This is a genomic window from Rurimicrobium arvi, from assembly GCF_039540495.1.
Classification (GTDB): domain Bacteria; phylum Bacteroidota; class Bacteroidia; order Chitinophagales; family Chitinophagaceae; genus Rurimicrobium; species Rurimicrobium arvi.
Genome location: NZ_BAABEZ010000018.1, coordinates 99,132 through 115,839, shown reverse-complemented (window position 1 = coordinate 115,839; position 16,708 = coordinate 99,132). Strand labels below are relative to the sequence as shown.

General features: G+C 50.3%; 15 protein-coding genes. 3 read left to right on the top strand and 12 right to left on the bottom strand.

Annotation, left to right across the window (positions count from 1 at the left end; genetic code table 11):
* Nucleotides 1-110: 110 nt before the first annotated feature.
* The 3 genes from ABD846_RS06625 to ABD846_RS06615 all read right to left on the bottom strand — a co-directional run bounded on the left by ABD846_RS06625 (nt 111) and on the right by ABD846_RS06615 (nt 5,215).
* Nucleotides 111-1,148: a PorP/SprF family type IX secretion system membrane protein gene (locus ABD846_RS06625; protein ID WP_344824197.1), complete on the bottom strand. Its 1,038-nt coding sequence runs from the start codon at nt 1,146-1,148 to the stop codon at nt 111-113.
* A gap of 71 nt (nt 1,149-1,219) precedes the next feature.
* Nucleotides 1,220-4,225, bottom strand: a complete 3,006-nt coding sequence (locus tag ABD846_RS06620; protein ID WP_344824194.1) for a T9SS type B sorting domain-containing protein — start codon at nt 4,223-4,225, stop codon at nt 1,220-1,222.
* A gap of 198 nt (nt 4,226-4,423) precedes the next feature.
* On the bottom strand, nt 4,424-5,215 hold the full coding sequence (locus tag ABD846_RS06615; RefSeq protein WP_344824191.1) for an SDR family oxidoreductase: 792 nt from the start codon (nt 5,213-5,215) through the stop codon (nt 4,424-4,426).
* A 118-nt stretch (nt 5,216-5,333) separates the two neighbouring features.
* Between ABD846_RS06615 and ABD846_RS06610 the strand changes: the two genes are divergently transcribed.
* Both ABD846_RS06610 and ABD846_RS06605 read left to right on the top strand, forming a co-directional pair.
* Entirely contained in the window at nt 5,334-6,677 is a 1,344-nt protein-coding gene (locus ABD846_RS06610) for an MATE family efflux transporter (RefSeq protein ID WP_344824188.1), read from the top strand.
* Nucleotides 6,670-7,281, top strand: coding sequence for a pseudouridine synthase (locus tag ABD846_RS06605; RefSeq protein ID WP_344824185.1), 612 nt, complete (start codon nt 6,670-6,672; stop codon nt 7,279-7,281). Before ABD846_RS06610 ends, ABD846_RS06605 begins: the two co-directional genes overlap by 8 nt.
* On the opposite strand, the gene ygiD is transcribed toward ABD846_RS06605, so the two are convergent.
* The 9 genes from ygiD to ABD846_RS06560 all read right to left on the bottom strand — a co-directional run bounded on the left by ygiD (nt 7,274) and on the right by ABD846_RS06560 (nt 15,855).
* Nucleotides 7,274-8,158 carry a 4,5-DOPA-extradiol-dioxygenase gene (ygiD, locus tag ABD846_RS06600; protein WP_344824182.1) on the bottom strand — a complete coding sequence of 295 codons (885 nt, stop codon included), beginning with the start codon at nt 8,156-8,158 and terminating at the stop codon, nt 7,274-7,276. The two genes, ABD846_RS06605 and ygiD, sit on opposite strands and share 8 nt — an antisense overlap.
* Nucleotides 8,159-8,247: 89 nt before the next feature.
* Nucleotides 8,248-9,444, bottom strand: coding sequence for an FtsX-like permease family protein (locus ABD846_RS06595; protein WP_344824179.1), 1,197 nt, complete (start codon nt 9,442-9,444; stop codon nt 8,248-8,250).
* Nucleotides 9,441-10,085 (bottom strand): ATP-binding cassette domain-containing protein, encoded by a 645-nt coding sequence (locus ABD846_RS06590; RefSeq protein ID WP_344824176.1) that lies wholly within the window; start codon nt 10,083-10,085, stop codon nt 9,441-9,443. The genes ABD846_RS06595 and ABD846_RS06590 overlap by 4 nt, the downstream gene beginning before the upstream one ends.
* A gap of 6 nt (nt 10,086-10,091) precedes the next feature.
* On the bottom strand, nt 10,092-12,020 hold the full coding sequence (locus ABD846_RS06585; RefSeq protein ID WP_344824173.1) for a tetratricopeptide repeat protein: 1,929 nt from the start codon (nt 12,018-12,020) through the stop codon (nt 10,092-10,094).
* A 50-nt stretch (nt 12,021-12,070) separates the two neighbouring features.
* A complete protein-coding gene (locus ABD846_RS06580) occupies nt 12,071-13,072 on the bottom strand; it encodes an amidohydrolase family protein (protein WP_344824170.1) in 1,002 nt (333 codons plus the stop codon).
* A 59-nt stretch (nt 13,073-13,131) separates the two neighbouring features.
* Complete coding sequence (locus ABD846_RS06575; protein WP_344824168.1) at nt 13,132-13,926, bottom strand: undecaprenyl-diphosphate phosphatase; 795 nt, start codon at nt 13,924-13,926, stop codon at nt 13,132-13,134.
* Nucleotides 13,927-13,936: 10 nt separating this feature from the next.
* Nucleotides 13,937-14,554, bottom strand: coding sequence for a 7-carboxy-7-deazaguanine synthase QueE (locus ABD846_RS06570; protein ID WP_344824165.1), 618 nt, complete (start codon nt 14,552-14,554; stop codon nt 13,937-13,939).
* A 4-nt stretch (nt 14,555-14,558) separates the two neighbouring features.
* On the bottom strand, nt 14,559-15,431 hold the full coding sequence (locus tag ABD846_RS06565; protein WP_344824163.1) for a bifunctional 5,10-methylenetetrahydrofolate dehydrogenase/5,10-methenyltetrahydrofolate cyclohydrolase: 873 nt from the start codon (nt 15,429-15,431) through the stop codon (nt 14,559-14,561).
* Nucleotides 15,432-15,480: 49 nt separating this feature from the next.
* Complete coding sequence (locus tag ABD846_RS06560; RefSeq protein WP_344824161.1) at nt 15,481-15,855, bottom strand: helix-turn-helix domain-containing protein; 375 nt, start codon at nt 15,853-15,855, stop codon at nt 15,481-15,483.
* A gap of 277 nt (nt 15,856-16,132) precedes the next feature.
* On the opposite strand from ABD846_RS06560, the gene ABD846_RS06555 reads away from it, so the two are divergent.
* The gene (locus ABD846_RS06555) at nt 16,133-16,624 is read left to right on the top strand and encodes a hypothetical protein (RefSeq protein WP_344824159.1); all 492 of its coding nucleotides are present in this window, start codon (nt 16,133-16,135) and stop codon (nt 16,622-16,624) included.
* Nucleotides 16,625-16,708: the final 84 nt, after the last annotated feature.

The window sequence follows — 16,708 nt, the reverse complement described above, 5'->3', positions numbered from 1 at the left end:
ATGCCGGTCATCTGACCGGAGAGATGTAAATAAGTACTTCAGACCCGGTGCAACTACAAAAAAGGTCCGCAACGAAGTTGCGGACCGGAGCTATTGATACAGTGCCTGTGCTAGAACTTCGGATTGTTCGGACAGAGGTAGATGATCTTTTTATTCGGCGGAATACGCAGCAGATAAGATAAGGATATCTCCGCACCTCCCTGGCCTTTGGTGGCTGCATTCAGGTTGGAGTTGTTGTAGTCGTAACTCACGCCGAGCCGTATATCCAGGTATTCTGCAGCTACGTAAGGTATCAGCGCATCTTTGGTACGGTACAGCATACCGGCATAGAACACGGGCGTTTTGTCGAACTCCCTCCAGGATTTGCCGATCGTAAGAATAGTTCCGAACACGCCTTCCGATGCCTGCTCCTGTTTGGAGTACATACCCAGCAGGCTGATGGAAACCATATCGCCGAGCCGCGCTTCATAGACCCCGTTCCAGGTGATGCGTGTAGGTACGGTCAGCTGCTGGTTGCTCATAAACGTAACCTTAGGCGATGCGAGGTGATAGGCCGACATGCCGATATAAAACTGTTGCTTCTCATTGATGCGTGCCTTAAACACCCCGCCGATGGCTACATCCCAGTAATTGCGTCTGAGTCCGTCGGATTTGGCTGCGGCATCTGCGGAAGTCTGTGAGAAATTGCCGTAGGCATCCAGCTGGTCGTTGAATACCAGTTTGGCCGCATCAATGCTTCTCTGCGAATAAGTACCCTGTATGCCGATACCGAGGCTGTAATTGCCTTCTTTGTCGAAGCCTTTATGGTAGGCGGCGCTGGCGCTCACATAGTTGTTGGTGAGGAGTCCGTCGGCCACCTTGTCGCTGATCACCTGCAGTCCCACACCCAGCCTGTCGTTTGCGGGGATCTTGCTCTGCAGGATATTACCGTCAACAGATAAGGTGCCGGTGGTGAAAGCGTTGTTCACACTGGCCCACTGGCTTCTGTAGTTGACCATCGCACGCAGGGTGCCATCCATAAATCCCGTAAGGGCAGGGTTCACGGAAAGAGGTGCAACAAAGTATTGAGAGTAGTGCACATCCTGTGCATGCGCAGCAACAGAGGCACTGATCAGGAAAGCAAGCAAGGATAATCTTCTGCGATTCATATAACGGTCGTTTTAAAGAGAGGATGAAAGCCCTCCCGTCTCTGCAGACGGAAGGGCTTTTTCAAAAAAGATTATTTGATCATCAATACCGTTCCTTTGATGAGGATCGGTTCATTGTTGCTGTGCAGGCATACTGCCTCGAGCATATAGACAAATCCGGATGCATCGCTGATGGCTTGTCCGTTGAAGGTACCATCCCATCCGAACTTAGGATCGTTGGCATTGAAGTTTTCTTTGCGGAACACTTCCTGACCCAGACGGTTGTAGATAGCAAAGCTCTTCACGGTGAATCCGGTTCCGCGTACATAGAAGATGTCGTTAGTGCCATCATTGTTCGGGGTGAAGGCGTTCGGCATCGTGATGTTTGCACCATCACAGAATACGCGAACGATCATGGTGTCATGTCCGGTACATCCCTGCGTATTGGAAGCATAGATGATGTAGGTCATGTCCTTGCTGGAGTTGAACACAGGGTTGGGACAGTTGGCACAGGAAAGACTGTCAGCAGGTTCCCATCTGTATTTCACCACATCCTGACCATAAGTGGGCAGCAATGTATAAGGAATGTTCATGCGCACCAGTGTATCATATCCGGTAACCTGTGGAGTGGGGATCACCGTTACGGAAACCTGACCCGATGTATCCGGACAGGCGGCGTGGTCGCTCTTCGCGGTTACCGTGTATTTGGTGGAGCCGGCCGGACTGATGCGGGGCGTTCTGGAAGTGGAATCGTTCATGCCGGTGGAAGGCGACCAGAAAATATTGGTTGTATTCGTTGTGGCAATGAGCGAAATGGTGTCTCCGTAACAGAACGCAGTGTCTGCAGATACGGATAAGGTCACTCGCTCATCAACGGTAACATACATCGTGTCCGAACGCAGACATCCTGTTTCGGTACGTGCAGTGAGGATATATCTGCCTGCATTATCTTTCGTAACATTCTGACGTTTGAACGAAGCAGTGTTTGCAGTGAATCCGTCAAATCCGCCGTTCCATATATAATCGGTAAATGGTTCCGCGAGCACTTCCACATTAAGCAGACTTCCTTCGCAGAGATTCTGATCTTTCAGTTTCGGATCACCTGGAGAAGGAGCAACTACTACCGTGGTCATAGCCGGGTCAGACTGACAAAACTTGTAGGTGGTAACGAGGTAATAAATTCCTCCGGAAGCGCTGGTAACAACCAGCTGAGGCTGGGCTTCGGTGGAGGTAAATCCATCGGGTCCGGTCCACAGGTAATCGGTTTCCGCCCGCACTGCAGTAAAGAGTTTCAGCGTATCGCCGGCGCATAAAGGTCCGTTATTGGAAATAACAGGAGACGGGCCGGTGGGTCCGAGCAGATCAATAGGCCCGAAGTAAGTAGTACTCACGCAGCCAAACGAATTCACCACATAAATCGCTGTGTAGGAACCGCGAACAAGTCCGCTCAGCAGTATATAGCCGTCTCCGTCTGAAGTGGCGGTTACGGCAGGTTGTCCTTTGCCGTTAAAATCGTAATAAACGGTATAAGTTGTACCGGGATGATCCACTTTGAATCGGATCCATCCGTCTTTAGCGCCGCAATAGGTTGGGTCGCTGGATGTAAAGGAGTCGATTGCAGGGATCGGGTTCACAATAATCGTAATAGGAGTGCGTCCGCTTTCGCAAATGCCATTGAGTTGCGAAGCATAGAATGTGTAAGTGCCTGCGATATTCGTGCTTGGGATAAGCGAGGTAACCGGGGTGCCGCCGGTAGCGCTGGTATAATACAGCATGGTAGCGCCCGGAAGCCCGCTTGCAGAGAGCGGCGCTGCAGATCCGAACCGGCAGTAGGTAACCGGGGATACGACAGCTGGCGGATCAGGGATCTGGAATGGCTGAATCGTGATCACCATAGAGTCTACACATCCGAATGCTTCATTTGGTTTCGCTACATAAGTAACGGTATTCATCCCCAGATCAATCTCGTTGTCGGTTCCGGTAAGATTGGATAGTCCCGGTCTCGCACTCCAGGTCCAGGAATAGCCGCTTCCGTAAGCGATGTTCAGGTCCTGACGGATCGTCGGAGATCCTTTTGCACGGCAGAGTTTCACGGTGTCACCGGACTCATACAGCGTTCCTTCATATTCCCATACTGGAGAAATGTCCGCAAATGCAGAATCCAGGTCGTCTTTGCTCAACACATAGGCATAAGACAGGTTGGTACTGTCGCCGGGGGCCAGATTGCCGAGGTTGAACACCACGCCAATACCTACGTCATTGATGTAAGCGGTATCCGGTGTGTCGATATCCAGGATCGTATTGTTGATTTGTTTGGAGTTGGCGTTGAATATCTGGCTCAGGGAATCCGTGGGTTCCAGTCCGGCAATAACGATATAAGGTTTTGCACGGCAGTCTTTGGTGCCAAGGCCCAGGTAGGCTCCGAAAGTCTGTCCGGTGGCGGACACCAGGGTTTTCTGGCTTTTATTCGGGAGCTGGTATTCGAATTTATTAATGGTTACGTATCCGCCACCAACGGTCACCTCATTGTCGGGGTCAACTGTGCGCTCATAATAGACACGGTTCACAGTGGAGCTGCTCGTGTTCTTGACGGTCACTTTTGTAATGAAATAAACCTTGTCTTTCCTGAGTGTGGTGACGGCCCGGATCTTAAGGGGACCTGAAGTTCCCTCCCAGGTGGCACTTATGCGGTCTCCGACTACGGAATACGCGGTGCAGGATCCTGTGAGTCCGCCCGTAAAGGAAGTGGCGCCGGAACCTCTCCATGCTTTAGCCCAGACTCCGTTATATTGTATGTCCCATCCCTCCTGGGGAGAGCCGGGAAGAAAGTAATCTCCGAAATAATCCGGCGTTCCGACAGTCCAGCCATCTTTATCAGGATCGGCAATGAATCCGAGAAGTGATCCTGCTCCACGGGGATGATATCCCGCGGGAGCATTTGTACCGCTTCCGAATGCACCGTTGGTAGCAATACCCACTTCTACGTGATCTCCCTGTAAAAATGCTTCCGTTCCCGATAGCTGGGCTTTAGCCTGAGGTTGCACAGCCAGGAAAAGGCCGGCAAACAAACCTCCGATACGGTAGTAAAAATTTTTCATAGATAATTGTTTTGCGAAAATCAATTAAGGTTTATCAGTATGCAAAAAGTTACTGAAGTTACTAAAAAAAAATCATGAAAAAGTAACCTCGTAAACCTATTCGATATAAGAGACGAATCCTGCGATCAAATCGTTGGTGACAGCACGAAAAAAGCCCGGCGCAAGGGCCGGGCTTCAGATAGTTCATAATGCTAACAATCAAATACTTCCGGTTCTGCCACCGTCTACAGGGATGCTTGTGCCGTTCACATACGCGGCGGCCGGACTTGCTAAAAAGGCAATGACGGAGGCAATTTCCTCAGGTGTTCCGAAACGTGCGGCAGGGATTTCTGCGAGCATCTCTTGGGCAACTTCATCTTTATCCATCCCGGTTTTTGCAGATTTGTTGTCGATAATGCTGCTCAGGCGTCCGGTTGCCGTTGCTCCGGGCAATACGTTGTTTACCGTAATTCCGTAAGCCGCTACTTCATTGGCCATCGTTTTAGCCCAGGATGCTACCGCTCCGCGGATCGTATTCGAAACCCCCAGGTTTTTCAATGGTATTTTCACTGAAGTGGAAATAATATTGATGATACGTCCGTACCCTGCCGCTTTCATGCCATCCAGCACGAGTCCGGAAACAATATGATTGCAGATCAGGTGCTGGTTGAATGCCTGCAGGAATGCATCGGTTTGCGCGCTTACCACCGGACCCGCTGCCGGGCCGCCGGAGTTGTTGATAAGAATATGTATCGCATTTCCCGCGGCTATAAAATCCTGAACTACGCTGCGCACTTCCTCCGGACGGGAGTAATCGGCAACCAGATAGCCGTGCTGCTGGCCCTGTGCTGCAGGCAGCTTGCTTACAGCTTCTTTCAAAGATTCCTCATTGCGTGCAATAAGTGTACAATTGGCTCCCATACCGGCGAGCATTACGGCGGACGCCAGGCCTATTCCCTGGGTACTTCCCGCGATCAGTGCATTTTTCCCTTTCAGATCGAGCTGTAACATGCCGCAAAGCTAGTTCTTTCAGTAGAAAATGAACATTATGGCTTATTGTTCATCCCTGATTTCTGCCGCCGATCCATTAACTTCGCAGGTTCTTGTTTTTGAAGATTCAGTAGTTTTTATGGAATGGAGGAAGGAAGCCGGTCAGACAATGCAGCTGGCCATGCCTATTATTTTTGGTGAACTGGCGCAGATGGCCTTGCATCTGCTGGATACGGCTATGATCGGTCGTATCAGCCACGTGCAGCTTGCTGCCTCGTCCCTGGTGCTGAATGTACTGGGTATACCATTTGTACTGGGTATTGGTATGACGATGTCTATTGCACAGATGGTGTCTATGGCCCAGGGACAGCACGATAATAAAAAGGTATCGCATTATTTTTTTAATGGCTTCTGGCTGTGTACATTTTTTTCCGTGTTCATTGCATTGAGTCTTTTTTTCGGGCGTAATATCATCCTGCACCTGAATCAGGACCCGGAAGTTGCACGGCTTGCAATCCCGTTTTTGCAGGTAATGAGCCTGTCGTTGATTCCCATGCTGTTATTTATGGCATTGAAGCAGTTCACCGACGGATTACAGCATACGCGTACTGCGATGGTGTTGTCGGTATTGGCATTACCTATCAATGTCGGCCTTAACTGGGTGCTGATCTACGGCAACCTGGGTTTCCCGAGAATGGAGATCATGGGGGCGGCTTACGGCACGCTGATCACGCGTACAATTATTTTTTTCGCACTGGGTGCGGTGATCCTGCGGCATAAGCTGTACCGCAAGTACATCGCGGTCCGCAAATCACAGTGGTATTTCAGTCGTCAGACGTTTATGGAATTACTGCGCATCGGGGTGCCCAGCGGATTGCAGATCGGCATGGAGGCCGGAGCCTTTGCGGTATCCGGTATTATTATCGGCACTATCGGTGCGGTGGAGCAGGCAGCGCATCAGATCACGCTCAGTTGCGCCGCATTTACGTTTATGGTATCAATGGGCCTGGCCCAGGCCGGATCTATCCGTGTGAGCAATGCATACGGTGCTGGTAATTTCAGGAAGATTTCCCTGATCGGTAAATCCACGCTGATCTGTGCGCTGATCTATGGTGTATTCTGTGCGCTGATGTTTGTGACCTTACGCAACCAGTTGCCGTATCTGTTCAACCGGGAAACGGAAGTGGTATCAATGGCGGCGCTGCTGTTTATACTTGCGGCGGTTTTCCAGATATCGGATGCCACGCAGGCGATCGGTGCCGGTTTGCTGCGCGGACTCAAAGACGTGAAGGTTCCAACTGTGCTGATCTTTATCGCATATTGGGTGCTGGGTATCCCGTCCGGGTATGCGCTTGCCTTTGTTTTTCATCTGGGCGCACCCGGCGTGTGGCTCGGATTTATCATCGGACTCACATTCTCTTCTATTTTCCTGTGTACACGCTTCCTGAAGCTGGCAAGGCGTCATTCGGTAAATCATGAATAAGCACCGCTATTTCGTTCTGCATAAGCCGCGCAATATGGTATCGCAGTTCATCAGCGCTGATGCGGTGCCGTTGCTGGGTGCCATTGATTTCCCGTTTCCGGAAGGAACGCATGCAATTGGGCGTCTGGATAAGGATTCGGAAGGCTTACTGCTGCTTACGACCAACAAAAAGGTTACACGGCTGTTGTTTGAAGGCCCTGTTCCGCATCGCCGTGACTATCTGGTAATGGTCAAGAACAGGATCAGTGCCGAGCGCCTGCGTTTGTTGCAGGAGGGAGTATCTTTTATTGCTGCCGACGGATTGCCGCATCACACAGGGCCTGTATCTGTCCGTCTGGTGGAAGACCCGCTTGCTGAATTCGGAATTGCCGATCAACGACCGGCGCATATACCCAGCAGCTGGCTGCTCATCAGTCTCTGTGAGGGGAAATACCACCAGGTGCGGAAAATGGTGTCTACGGTGCACCATCGCTGCCGCAGACTGATCCGGGTGGCAATTGAAGACATTTTGCTCGGAGATATGAAACCGGGAACAGTAATCGAATTGAGTGAAGAAACGTTCTTCCGGTTGCTGCATATTGATTATGATGCCGGGGCTAACTGATCTTTACCGAAGTCATGCTTAAAGATCCGCCGACCATTTTGTCGTTAAACAGGCTAAGCGACTCTTTCTCCCCTTTGAGCGCTAATGCATATACAAGAGGCAGGTAGTGATCGGGAGTCGGTACTGCCAGTTGTATCGCGCGTCCCTGCTTTTCATACTGTACGATCGGATCGAAATTGCCGTCCAGGAGCCATTTGTTGATCTTGTCGCGACTCTCCACAGCCCAGTCAAATCCATAATTGTCTTTATTGATGTTGCGGAAATCCACCAGCCCCAGATTGTGCACGATGTTTCCGCTTCCCACAATCAGGATGCCGCGCGAACGCAGGCTTTGCAATTGCCGTGCCAGTTCATAATGGTATTCCGGACCTTTGGTATAGTCGATGCTCATCTGTATCACCGGGATATCGGCTTTCGGGTACAGGTGCGTCAGCACGCTCCAGGCTCCATGGTCGAGCCCCCATTTATCATCCAGTTCCACAGCAACAGGCTGCAGCAGTTTTTGGGTTTCACGGGCCAGTTCAGGACTGCCTTTCGCGGGGTATTGCACCTCGAAAAGTGCACGCGGAAACCCTCCGAAATCGTGAATAGTGCGCGGCATATCCATCACCGTCACTTTGGTGCCATGTGTAAACCAGTGAGCGGAAATACAGAGAATAGCATTCGGATGCGGCAATGTTGCTGCAACTTTCCGGAATCCCTGCACGAACTCATTTTCCTCAATCGCATTCATCGGGCTTCCGTGGCCGAGGAACAGCACGGGCATTTTCGGAGAGGGAGCAAACGAAGACGCAATTTGTCCGAGCGCCTGCAGATTGTTGCTGAAAGGTATCATGGATAATAAGCCTGCTTTTTTAAGGAACGATTTCCGGTCCATTGTACTGCATTTAAGATACAAAGTTACCAATAGAAACCGATCGGCGTCTACACGGGTCGCTTACCACGTGTAAACCGGCTGGTTATTCGTTACTGTTTCAGGGACCGTGAAATGGAACGGATGGTTTGCCAGAGCAGCAACAGGCAGGAAAGGGCTACGGCGATCCACACATATAAACCGGGAAACAGGTCGATTTCCAGTTGCAGGCTTTTCAGCCTTTGTGCAGCCAGTGACTTCAACAACACCGTCAATATAAGGCTCAACGTCACCGCACTGAGCATCAGTGGTACATACCGGCGTGTAAGGAAGAGCCGCAATTGTGCGGGACTATATCCCAGTTGCAACAGCAGTCTCACGGATTCCTGTGCTTTGGCCATGGTGAGCTCTATAAACAGTACGAATACAAGACCGCTCACGAACATCAGTAATAGTGCAATGACTCCGGTCCCCGCGGAAACCGCTTCCACAACGGAACGCATTTTGCTGAAACGCAACTGCTCTGCATTGGTGGTGTAATGATGGTCTGAAAGAAAGCCCGTAAACGCTTTGTCGCTCGGATCTTTCACTTTAAGGATAAGTCTCGACACATGAACGGTTCCATTGCTGCTGAAGTGGCGGTTCCCGTAATCGATAAACGATTGGGGTACGAGCACCGACGATATCCTGTCGGAAAATCCTTCCACCTGCGCCTGATATTCCTGCTGCATCGGTCCTTCGCCCATTGTAAGTGTGAAGCCCAACGCTTTTACCGATTCTTCGGAAAGTAAGGGTAGTCCCTGGCTCGGTGCAAATATGTAGTTGTACATATTCAGGAAATCGCGGGAAAGAATGATGGGTATCGTACGATCACCTTCTTTCCAGTTCCAGCGTCCCGGAATCTGGTCCATAAAGCGATCCGGAGCCGCCTCCAGAAACAGGAGCGTATAGAAGCTCATCGGTCCGTAGCCGAGGCTGGCAGCCACTTTAAAATTGGCCGGCGTCAATTTGCCGGCATCCTGTACCTGGGGTGCGCGGGTAATGGTCGTTAATTCCTGATCGGAAATAGTGGTGGCGTTTTTATCGGCCATGCTGGCATCTTCCACCTTCTTGCTGATAGTCAGGAATGTGCTGCCGAGGCTATCCTGGCTGCGCCTTCCGTCCAGGATGTCGCGGAATGTGGACCAGAGTTCCACGGAGACGAATAGTAGCAGGCAACCCGCCACCAGGGTGATCCAGGCGCCTGCAAGCCTGCTTTTCCCGCCACCGCGTAACAGCAGCTTTTTTAATATGCCTTTTGCTTCGCTCACAGTTGCAGCGTTTGGTGGTAAGGGAAAAAGTCGTTCTCGTCCAGGTCCGCTAACAGCAATGCAGCATTGTGCTGCTGCACCACGGATAATATCAGTCCGGATGCGATACGTGTGTTCCGCTTATCCAGATGACTGAAAGGCTCATCCATCAGCAGGAAAGAAAACGGCTGCAGTAAAGCCCGGATGATGGACAGGCGCTGCTGTTCCCCATAAGACATCTGCGCTGCAGGCGCATTCTTTTTATCCGCAATACCGAGTTGCAGCATCCATTCGCTTACCTGTTCCGGGCTTACCGTATTGGTAAGACTGCGCTTGATCTCCAGGTTTTCCCATGCGGTGCAATCCGGAAATAGCCGCATATCCTGGAAGATAATGCTGATCTGTGTGCTTCTTAAATGTGCAAGCTCTTCCTCCGTGACAGTTCTCAGGTTCTGATCGCCCCAGAAAATAGCCCCCTCGTAATCGCGGCGTATACCATACAGACTTTGGATCAGCGTGGTTTTGCCGGTGCCCGAAGGTGCCAGCACAGAAAGGTACCGGCCTTTTTCCAGCTCCAGCGATTGAGACCATATGTCCGATTGCCGTGCGGATAAGCGATCTTTCAGCGGTATCGGTACGAGTCCGGAAGTACGTAGTTTCATAGTTGCTTATTGCATGAGTGCACGCAATCTGTTTTCTGCAGCCATTGCTTTGGCGTTATCACCTATCGCCCTGTATATCTGCATCTGAAGGTTGTAGACAGCCGGATTGCCGGCATCAATTTTAGCCGCCTCGTCGAGTGTGCTGAGCGCCATGGGAATGTTGCCGCGTTGTGCATATAATGTTGCAAAGCGGATGAGAACCGCGTCATTGCTCGGATCAATTTTTACTGCCTGTTCATACACTTTAAAAGCGCTGTCCAGTTGCTGGCTTTCCATCAGTTGGTTGCCCAGCATATCCAGTTTGGTTTTACGTTCGAGTACGGCGCTCAGTATTGCGCCATCCACTTCTATTTTATGAACCGCATTTGCCGGCGGCCATGTGCCTGCATTCAGTTGTTCCAGGGAAATATAGCGCGAGTAGGTGATGTAATAGTCCCAGTCTTTCGTGTCGCGGTCGTTCAGACGTACATATACACCCAGGAATTTATCCGTGTCATGTGCGAAATAGCGCTCTATCTGAGACATGTTGGACGCCACGATGATCCTTCCTTTGGATGGCTTTGCGTTAGCCTTGATCCACTCGGTCGCCTGCTTTCCGCTGTTCTGGTAATAATCCAGATCGTAGCGGCCAACAGCATTTTTGACCCCTCCCTCAAACTCGTTGAAGTACACATACTCATTGGGGTAGCTGCGTACGATCCATGCGAGCGGTAACAGCATACCCAGCGCAATAACGGCACCGATACCATACTGCATTGACTTTTTGCCGCTGTATGTCTCGAGCAGATAATTGCACAACATGGCAGAGATCAGCACCATGCCGGGGTAAGTGAAGAAAAAGTGGCGCCAGGTATCATGCAGCGTAGAGTGCTTGTATACGGCATAAGCAATAGGGAAGATCAGGATGAAGTACCCGATCAGCACAGCAGGCCTGCCATAGCGCGTGCTCATCTTCGGAATGAAAATGAGGCTGCCGATAAAGGTGATCAGAATAAGGATTGGTGTCGAAATAAAGATCCACTGTGTGGTGTATGTATTCGGCACCTCGGTATTCATAATGTATGCGCCGTCGAACAACATACGGAACGGAACCTCGCGCATTGTCATTGCTTCGAGTGCTTCCAGCGGACGGGAAAGAGGGTCCTGCAGCGCCCAGGGCCAGAACATAATGCCAACGATATAGCCGACTACCGTCATTACGAGCAGGTGTATCGCAATGGCTTTCACACCCGCGCCGAAGGCCGTCTTTATTTTATTGCGGAACGGCTCGTTCCAGAGATAAAAGGCACCGATAAACAGAACCGAATACGGGATCATCAGAATTCCTCCGATCCGGAATCCCATGGCCAGTCCGAAACCCAGCCCCATCAGGAACGTATATTTCCATTGTGCTTTCTTTTGTCCGAAGGTGTCTATAAAACGCAGCAGGTAATAAAGGAACATGATGCTCGCAAACGCAAACGGAATATCCTTGGGATTGTTCATGGATTCTCCGAGCAGGCGCGGGCTTAACGCGATAAATATAAAAGCAAGCACACCGGTGCGCCATCCGCCGATCTGTTTTGCAGTCAGCCCGGTGTAGATAAACAATCCTGCTCCGAGCAGTGAGTTGACGATGTGGCGGAAGGTGAGCTCGTCCATCGACGAGAATAAATTTTTGTGCAGGAACGTGACTACAAAGTCGTACAAACCCCCGTAATAGTGCAGCCCCGCAACCTGGGCCCAGTTCTGAACATCGTAGTCCAGGGCTACTTTGCTTCCTTTGAAGAAATAGTCGTAGATATCATGCCCGTAAATGATCAGTGACCATTCGTCGCCGGACATTCCGTGCGGAATGCTGAGCAGAGGCATCGCAATCAGGCTGAGTGCCGTAAGTGCAAAAAAGATCTTTTGCCAGAGCTTATCCGATGCGGAAGCAGTGGAGAATGTATTCATCGTGGATTCTTTTGGTAAATATAGGTCAGGCCTGTTGAATATGAAATTGCTTATTTGCCGTAAAGCCAGTTCCGGGCGTTCTCAAACAGCAGTTGGTCCTTCAGCTCCTGTGCATAAGGCATTTGTTCGATGAGTTTGCCGGGATGATGTTCGCCGAGCGGGAAAGGGTAGTCGCTGCCCATACAGATCTTATCGGCACCGATCACGTCAATCACATAGTCGAGCGCTTTCGGATCGTGTACAAGGGCATCTATCCAGAAGCGGCCGAGGTATTCGCGGGGATTGTGGTTATTGTCGATCGCGCACAGATCGGGACGAACATTAAAGCCGTGTTCTATACGGCCGATCGTGAACGGGAAGCTGCCGCCGCCATGTGCGAAAGCCACGCGCAGTTTCGGAAAACGTTCAAACACGCCGCCGAAGATCATCGAAGCAATCGCCCGCGCTGTTTCCGCCGGCATGCCGACCAGCCAGGGCAGCCAGTATTTTGTCATGTCTTTTTCTCCCATCATTTCCCAGGGGTGCACAAACAGGCTGCAGCCTGATTCTTCCGCAGCTTTCCAGAACGGATCGAAATAAGGGTCGCTCAGGTTGCGGCCATTGATATTGGAGCCGATCTCCAGCCCGGGCATGTTCAGTTCCTTCACGCAGCGTTCCATTTCGCGGATGGAAAGGTCTATGTCCTGCAATGGAACAGTACCGATACCGATAAAACGTTCCGGATGCAGTTCGCAGCATTGAGCAATATGATCGTTGAAAAAGCGGGATGTTTCGAGTCCGTGCTCCGGCTTGGCCCAGTAATTGAACAATACCGGAATCGTGGACAATACCTGTACGCCTACCTCTGTCAGGTCCATTTCGCGGGTACGTACCGCCGGATCCCAGCAATTCTGCTCTACTTCACGGAATACCTTGTCCCCTTTGATCATTCTGGCACAGCCCGGGCAATGATGCTCGAGGTGTATAAACTCTCCATATCCGAACTTTTCAAAATAGTTCGGGATATGCTCAGGCATGATATGGGTGTGGATGTCGATTTTCCGTAAAGTCATTTGTCTTTAGTTTCGGCAAAAATGCGGAAAATCTTACAAACCGGGATCGTTCCCGATGATTAAATGATCTCCAGGCTGTGTCCGCTCCACAGCAGACCCAGTATCACGAGCCCCACCACAATACGGTAGATGCCGAATGCCCGGAATCCATAGCGTGTTACGAAGCTGATGAACGATTTGATCGCAATGATGGCGACTACAAAGCCGACGATATTGCCGATACCGAGCAATGTCCATTCTTCTGAAGAAACATGGTGCCCGTCTTTATAAAAATCCAGCAGTTTTTTAGCAGTTGCCGCAAACATCGTGGGTACAGCAAGGAAAAAGGAGAATTCGGCTGCCGCTTTGCGCGTGAGCTTCTGCTGCATTCCGCCGATTATTGTAGCTGCAGACCGCGATACACCGGGAATCATCGCAAGGCACTGGAAGAGTCCGACTACGAAAGCTGAAGGATACGAGATCTTATCAGAATCGTCCTGCGTGTTATTGCGCCAGATACGATCCACAAACAATAACACGATACCACCGAGTACCAATGCTATTGCCACGGTTTGCGGGCTTTCGAGCAACGCGTCGATCTTATCGGAAAACAGTACCCCGAATATCGCTGCGGGAATAAACGCGGCTATGAGCTTGAAATAGAACTGAATGCTCCGGAAAAAGCGTTTCGTATACAGCACTACCACAGACAGGATCGTTCCCAGCTGGATCGCCACTGTAAACAACTTTACGAATTCATCTTTCTGTATGCCCATCAGTGAACTGCCGATGATCATATGGCCGGTGGAAGATACCGGTAAAAATTCCGTCAGTCCTTCGATAATACCGAGGATAATGGCCTGGAGCGTAGTCATGTGCGTAAAGCTATGGAATGTTGAGATACTTGTGTGTTTGCAACGATAATTGCCAGCCCGGGTGCTCCTGTATATAAGCTATAATAGCAGGAGTCATCTGGTCCCGTTTGTCCCATTCGGTTTGCAGGTACAGCTTACATTGTTGGGGCATTTGCGCTGCGTAGCTTTCGGCCCACTGAAAATCGGATTTGTTGAAAATGATGATCTTCAGCTCATTGGCCAGGTGCAGGTTTTCCTGTAGGGGAGCCTTGAATTTTTTAGGCGAGAGCGTCACCCAGTCCCAGTCGCCGGTGAGCGGACTGGAAGCGGAAGTTTCTATATGGGTGCGGAATCCGGCAGCATGCAGTGCATCCGTAAGCGGAGTAAGCTCATACATGGAAGGCTCTCCTCCGGTCACCACGGCAATACGGCCGGGATGAGCAAGCGCCGCAGCTACAATATCCGTAACACTCATATGCGGATGCGCGGAAGCATCCCAGCTTTCCTTAACATCGCACCACACACAGCCGACATCGCAGCCGCCGAGGCGGATGAAATATGCCGACTGACCCGCATAGGCACCTTCACCCTGCAGGGTGTAAAAGTGTTCCATCACAGGATAAGTGGCGGGCTGAACTGTATGCATCATTATTTTAACGCGCCTGTGCCGATTTCAATGTGTTTTTCATCAGACCGCAGATTGTCATCGGGCCCACACCCTTAGGAACAGGGGTGATATAACTGCATTTAGGTGCCACTGAATCAAAGTCTACGTCTCCTACGAGTCGTGATCCGCTTTTGCGGCTCGGATCGTCGATGCGGTTGATACCCACATCGATCACAATAGCTCCTTCTTTCACCATGTCGCCGGTCAGGAAGCCCGGTTTGCCGATCGCGGCTACGATCACATCGGCCTGCAGGGTAAGCGATTTAAGGTCACGGGTGCGGCTGTGTGCAAGCGTTACGGTTGCATTACCGGGACGCGTATTCCGGCTCAGCAGGATGCTCATAGGCGTACCGACGATATTGCTGCGACCGATCACCACACAGTGCTTTCCGGTAAGGTCAAGATTGTAATATTCAAGCATCAGCATGATGCCGTAGGGGGTAGCCGGAAGAAAAGTGTCCTGACCGAGCACCATTTTCCCCTGCGAAATAGGATGAAATCCATCCACATCTTTTCCGGGATGGATCGCATTGATAATTGCGTTTTCTGAAATGTGTTTCGGCAGCGGTAATTGTACCAGGATGCCGTCTATATCCGGGTTGTCGTTCAGTTTTTGAACCTCGTTCAGCAATACAAATTCCGAGATATCCGAATCGAAGCGCAGCAGGGTGGAACCGAAGCCCAATTCTTCACAGGTGCGCACTTTGTTGCCTACATAAGCTTCGGATGCGGGGTTATTCCCGACCAGGATGGCAGCCAGATGCGGTGTTTTCCCGCCTTTATTTTTCAGGGCGGCCACTTCCAGTTTTATCTGTTCTTTAATATGTTGGGATACGGCGAGGCCGTCAAGAATTTGCATGGCGCAAAGGTACTGGATAACACCGAGAATGCCACTTGCAAAGCAGGTATTATTGGCGCTTTTTGCCTCTCTTCTGCTTCGATAATCGCCGCACCAGGTCGGCCAGCTGCCGGGTCAGTTCTTCCAGCTGTTTTTTTTCTGTCAGCAGGAAGGGCTCGGTACCTGCAGACCGCTCGGGTGTTCCCGCTTCCGGACCCGAATGCTTCAGCTGATCCGAAAGCTCCAGCAATTCGACAACAGAAATGTCCAGTACATTCGCTATTTCATAGAGACGCCTGACGGACACCTGCGTGTGTCTGTTTTCTATATTCCGGTAAGCCGTAGCCGAAATGTCCAGTTGGACTGCCAGGTATTCCTGCGTGAAATTCTTTGCTTCCCGGGCTTTACGCAGGTTCCACGCCACATCACATAGTTTGTTCTTCATATCCTGATTCTTCTTTAATTACTTTGATTGGGAAGTAAATTTAATATTCCCTTCATTTCTTACAGGCTAAATATATAGTTTTTAAGCAAAAAAGCAGTTTTTGTTGCGGTGAAAGCAAGTAAAACGGATATGAATTCCTGTGAATTTATCTCACCTTTGAATTGCCGGTTTTTACGGAATACCGGTCACCATACGCTGCCGGCCGTAAACGGCAGCGAAGCCAGTAAGCAGTTTGTTATGTAAGTGAAACCTATTGTTCACTTTAAAAAAAGCTTATATGAAAAAGCAAACAATTGCCCTTTCGGCACTCGCGCTTGCAGCCCTGGTTTCGTTCAGCGCCTGTACAAAAAAAGAAAATTCCATTCAACGTCCAGTTACAGAAGGAGCAAAGGACGCTAAGGGAGTTCAAAATGGCTTGTCCAGAACTGGAGACAAAATAACGTTTGACCCCAGAATAGATGACTGTGTAGATGGTCCTAACAAAACTTGCTTGGACCCTGTTGTTGTAAAGCCTAAAAAAATGACTTGCCTGGATAATGCTATAGCAGAAGGCGGCCTGACTTTACAGCAGCTGTTCTCTGATGAAACTACTGCATTGTCCCTGATTCCTGAATTTAATGCACCGGAATTTGCAATCGCGCGACAAATAATACTTTCGGGTAATGCGGTTTTCGTCAAGAAAGACAAAGGCGATCACGTACTTTACCTGATTAGTTCTAAAGATTCGCAAGGCACCCCGGTAATGGTTATTAACTATATCAAGGAGTAGTCTAAATGTTTTTATTTACGAAGCACGTTCGGATGTATAGCGCAATTGCGCTATGCATCCTTTTTACAGCCTGCTCTATTTCGC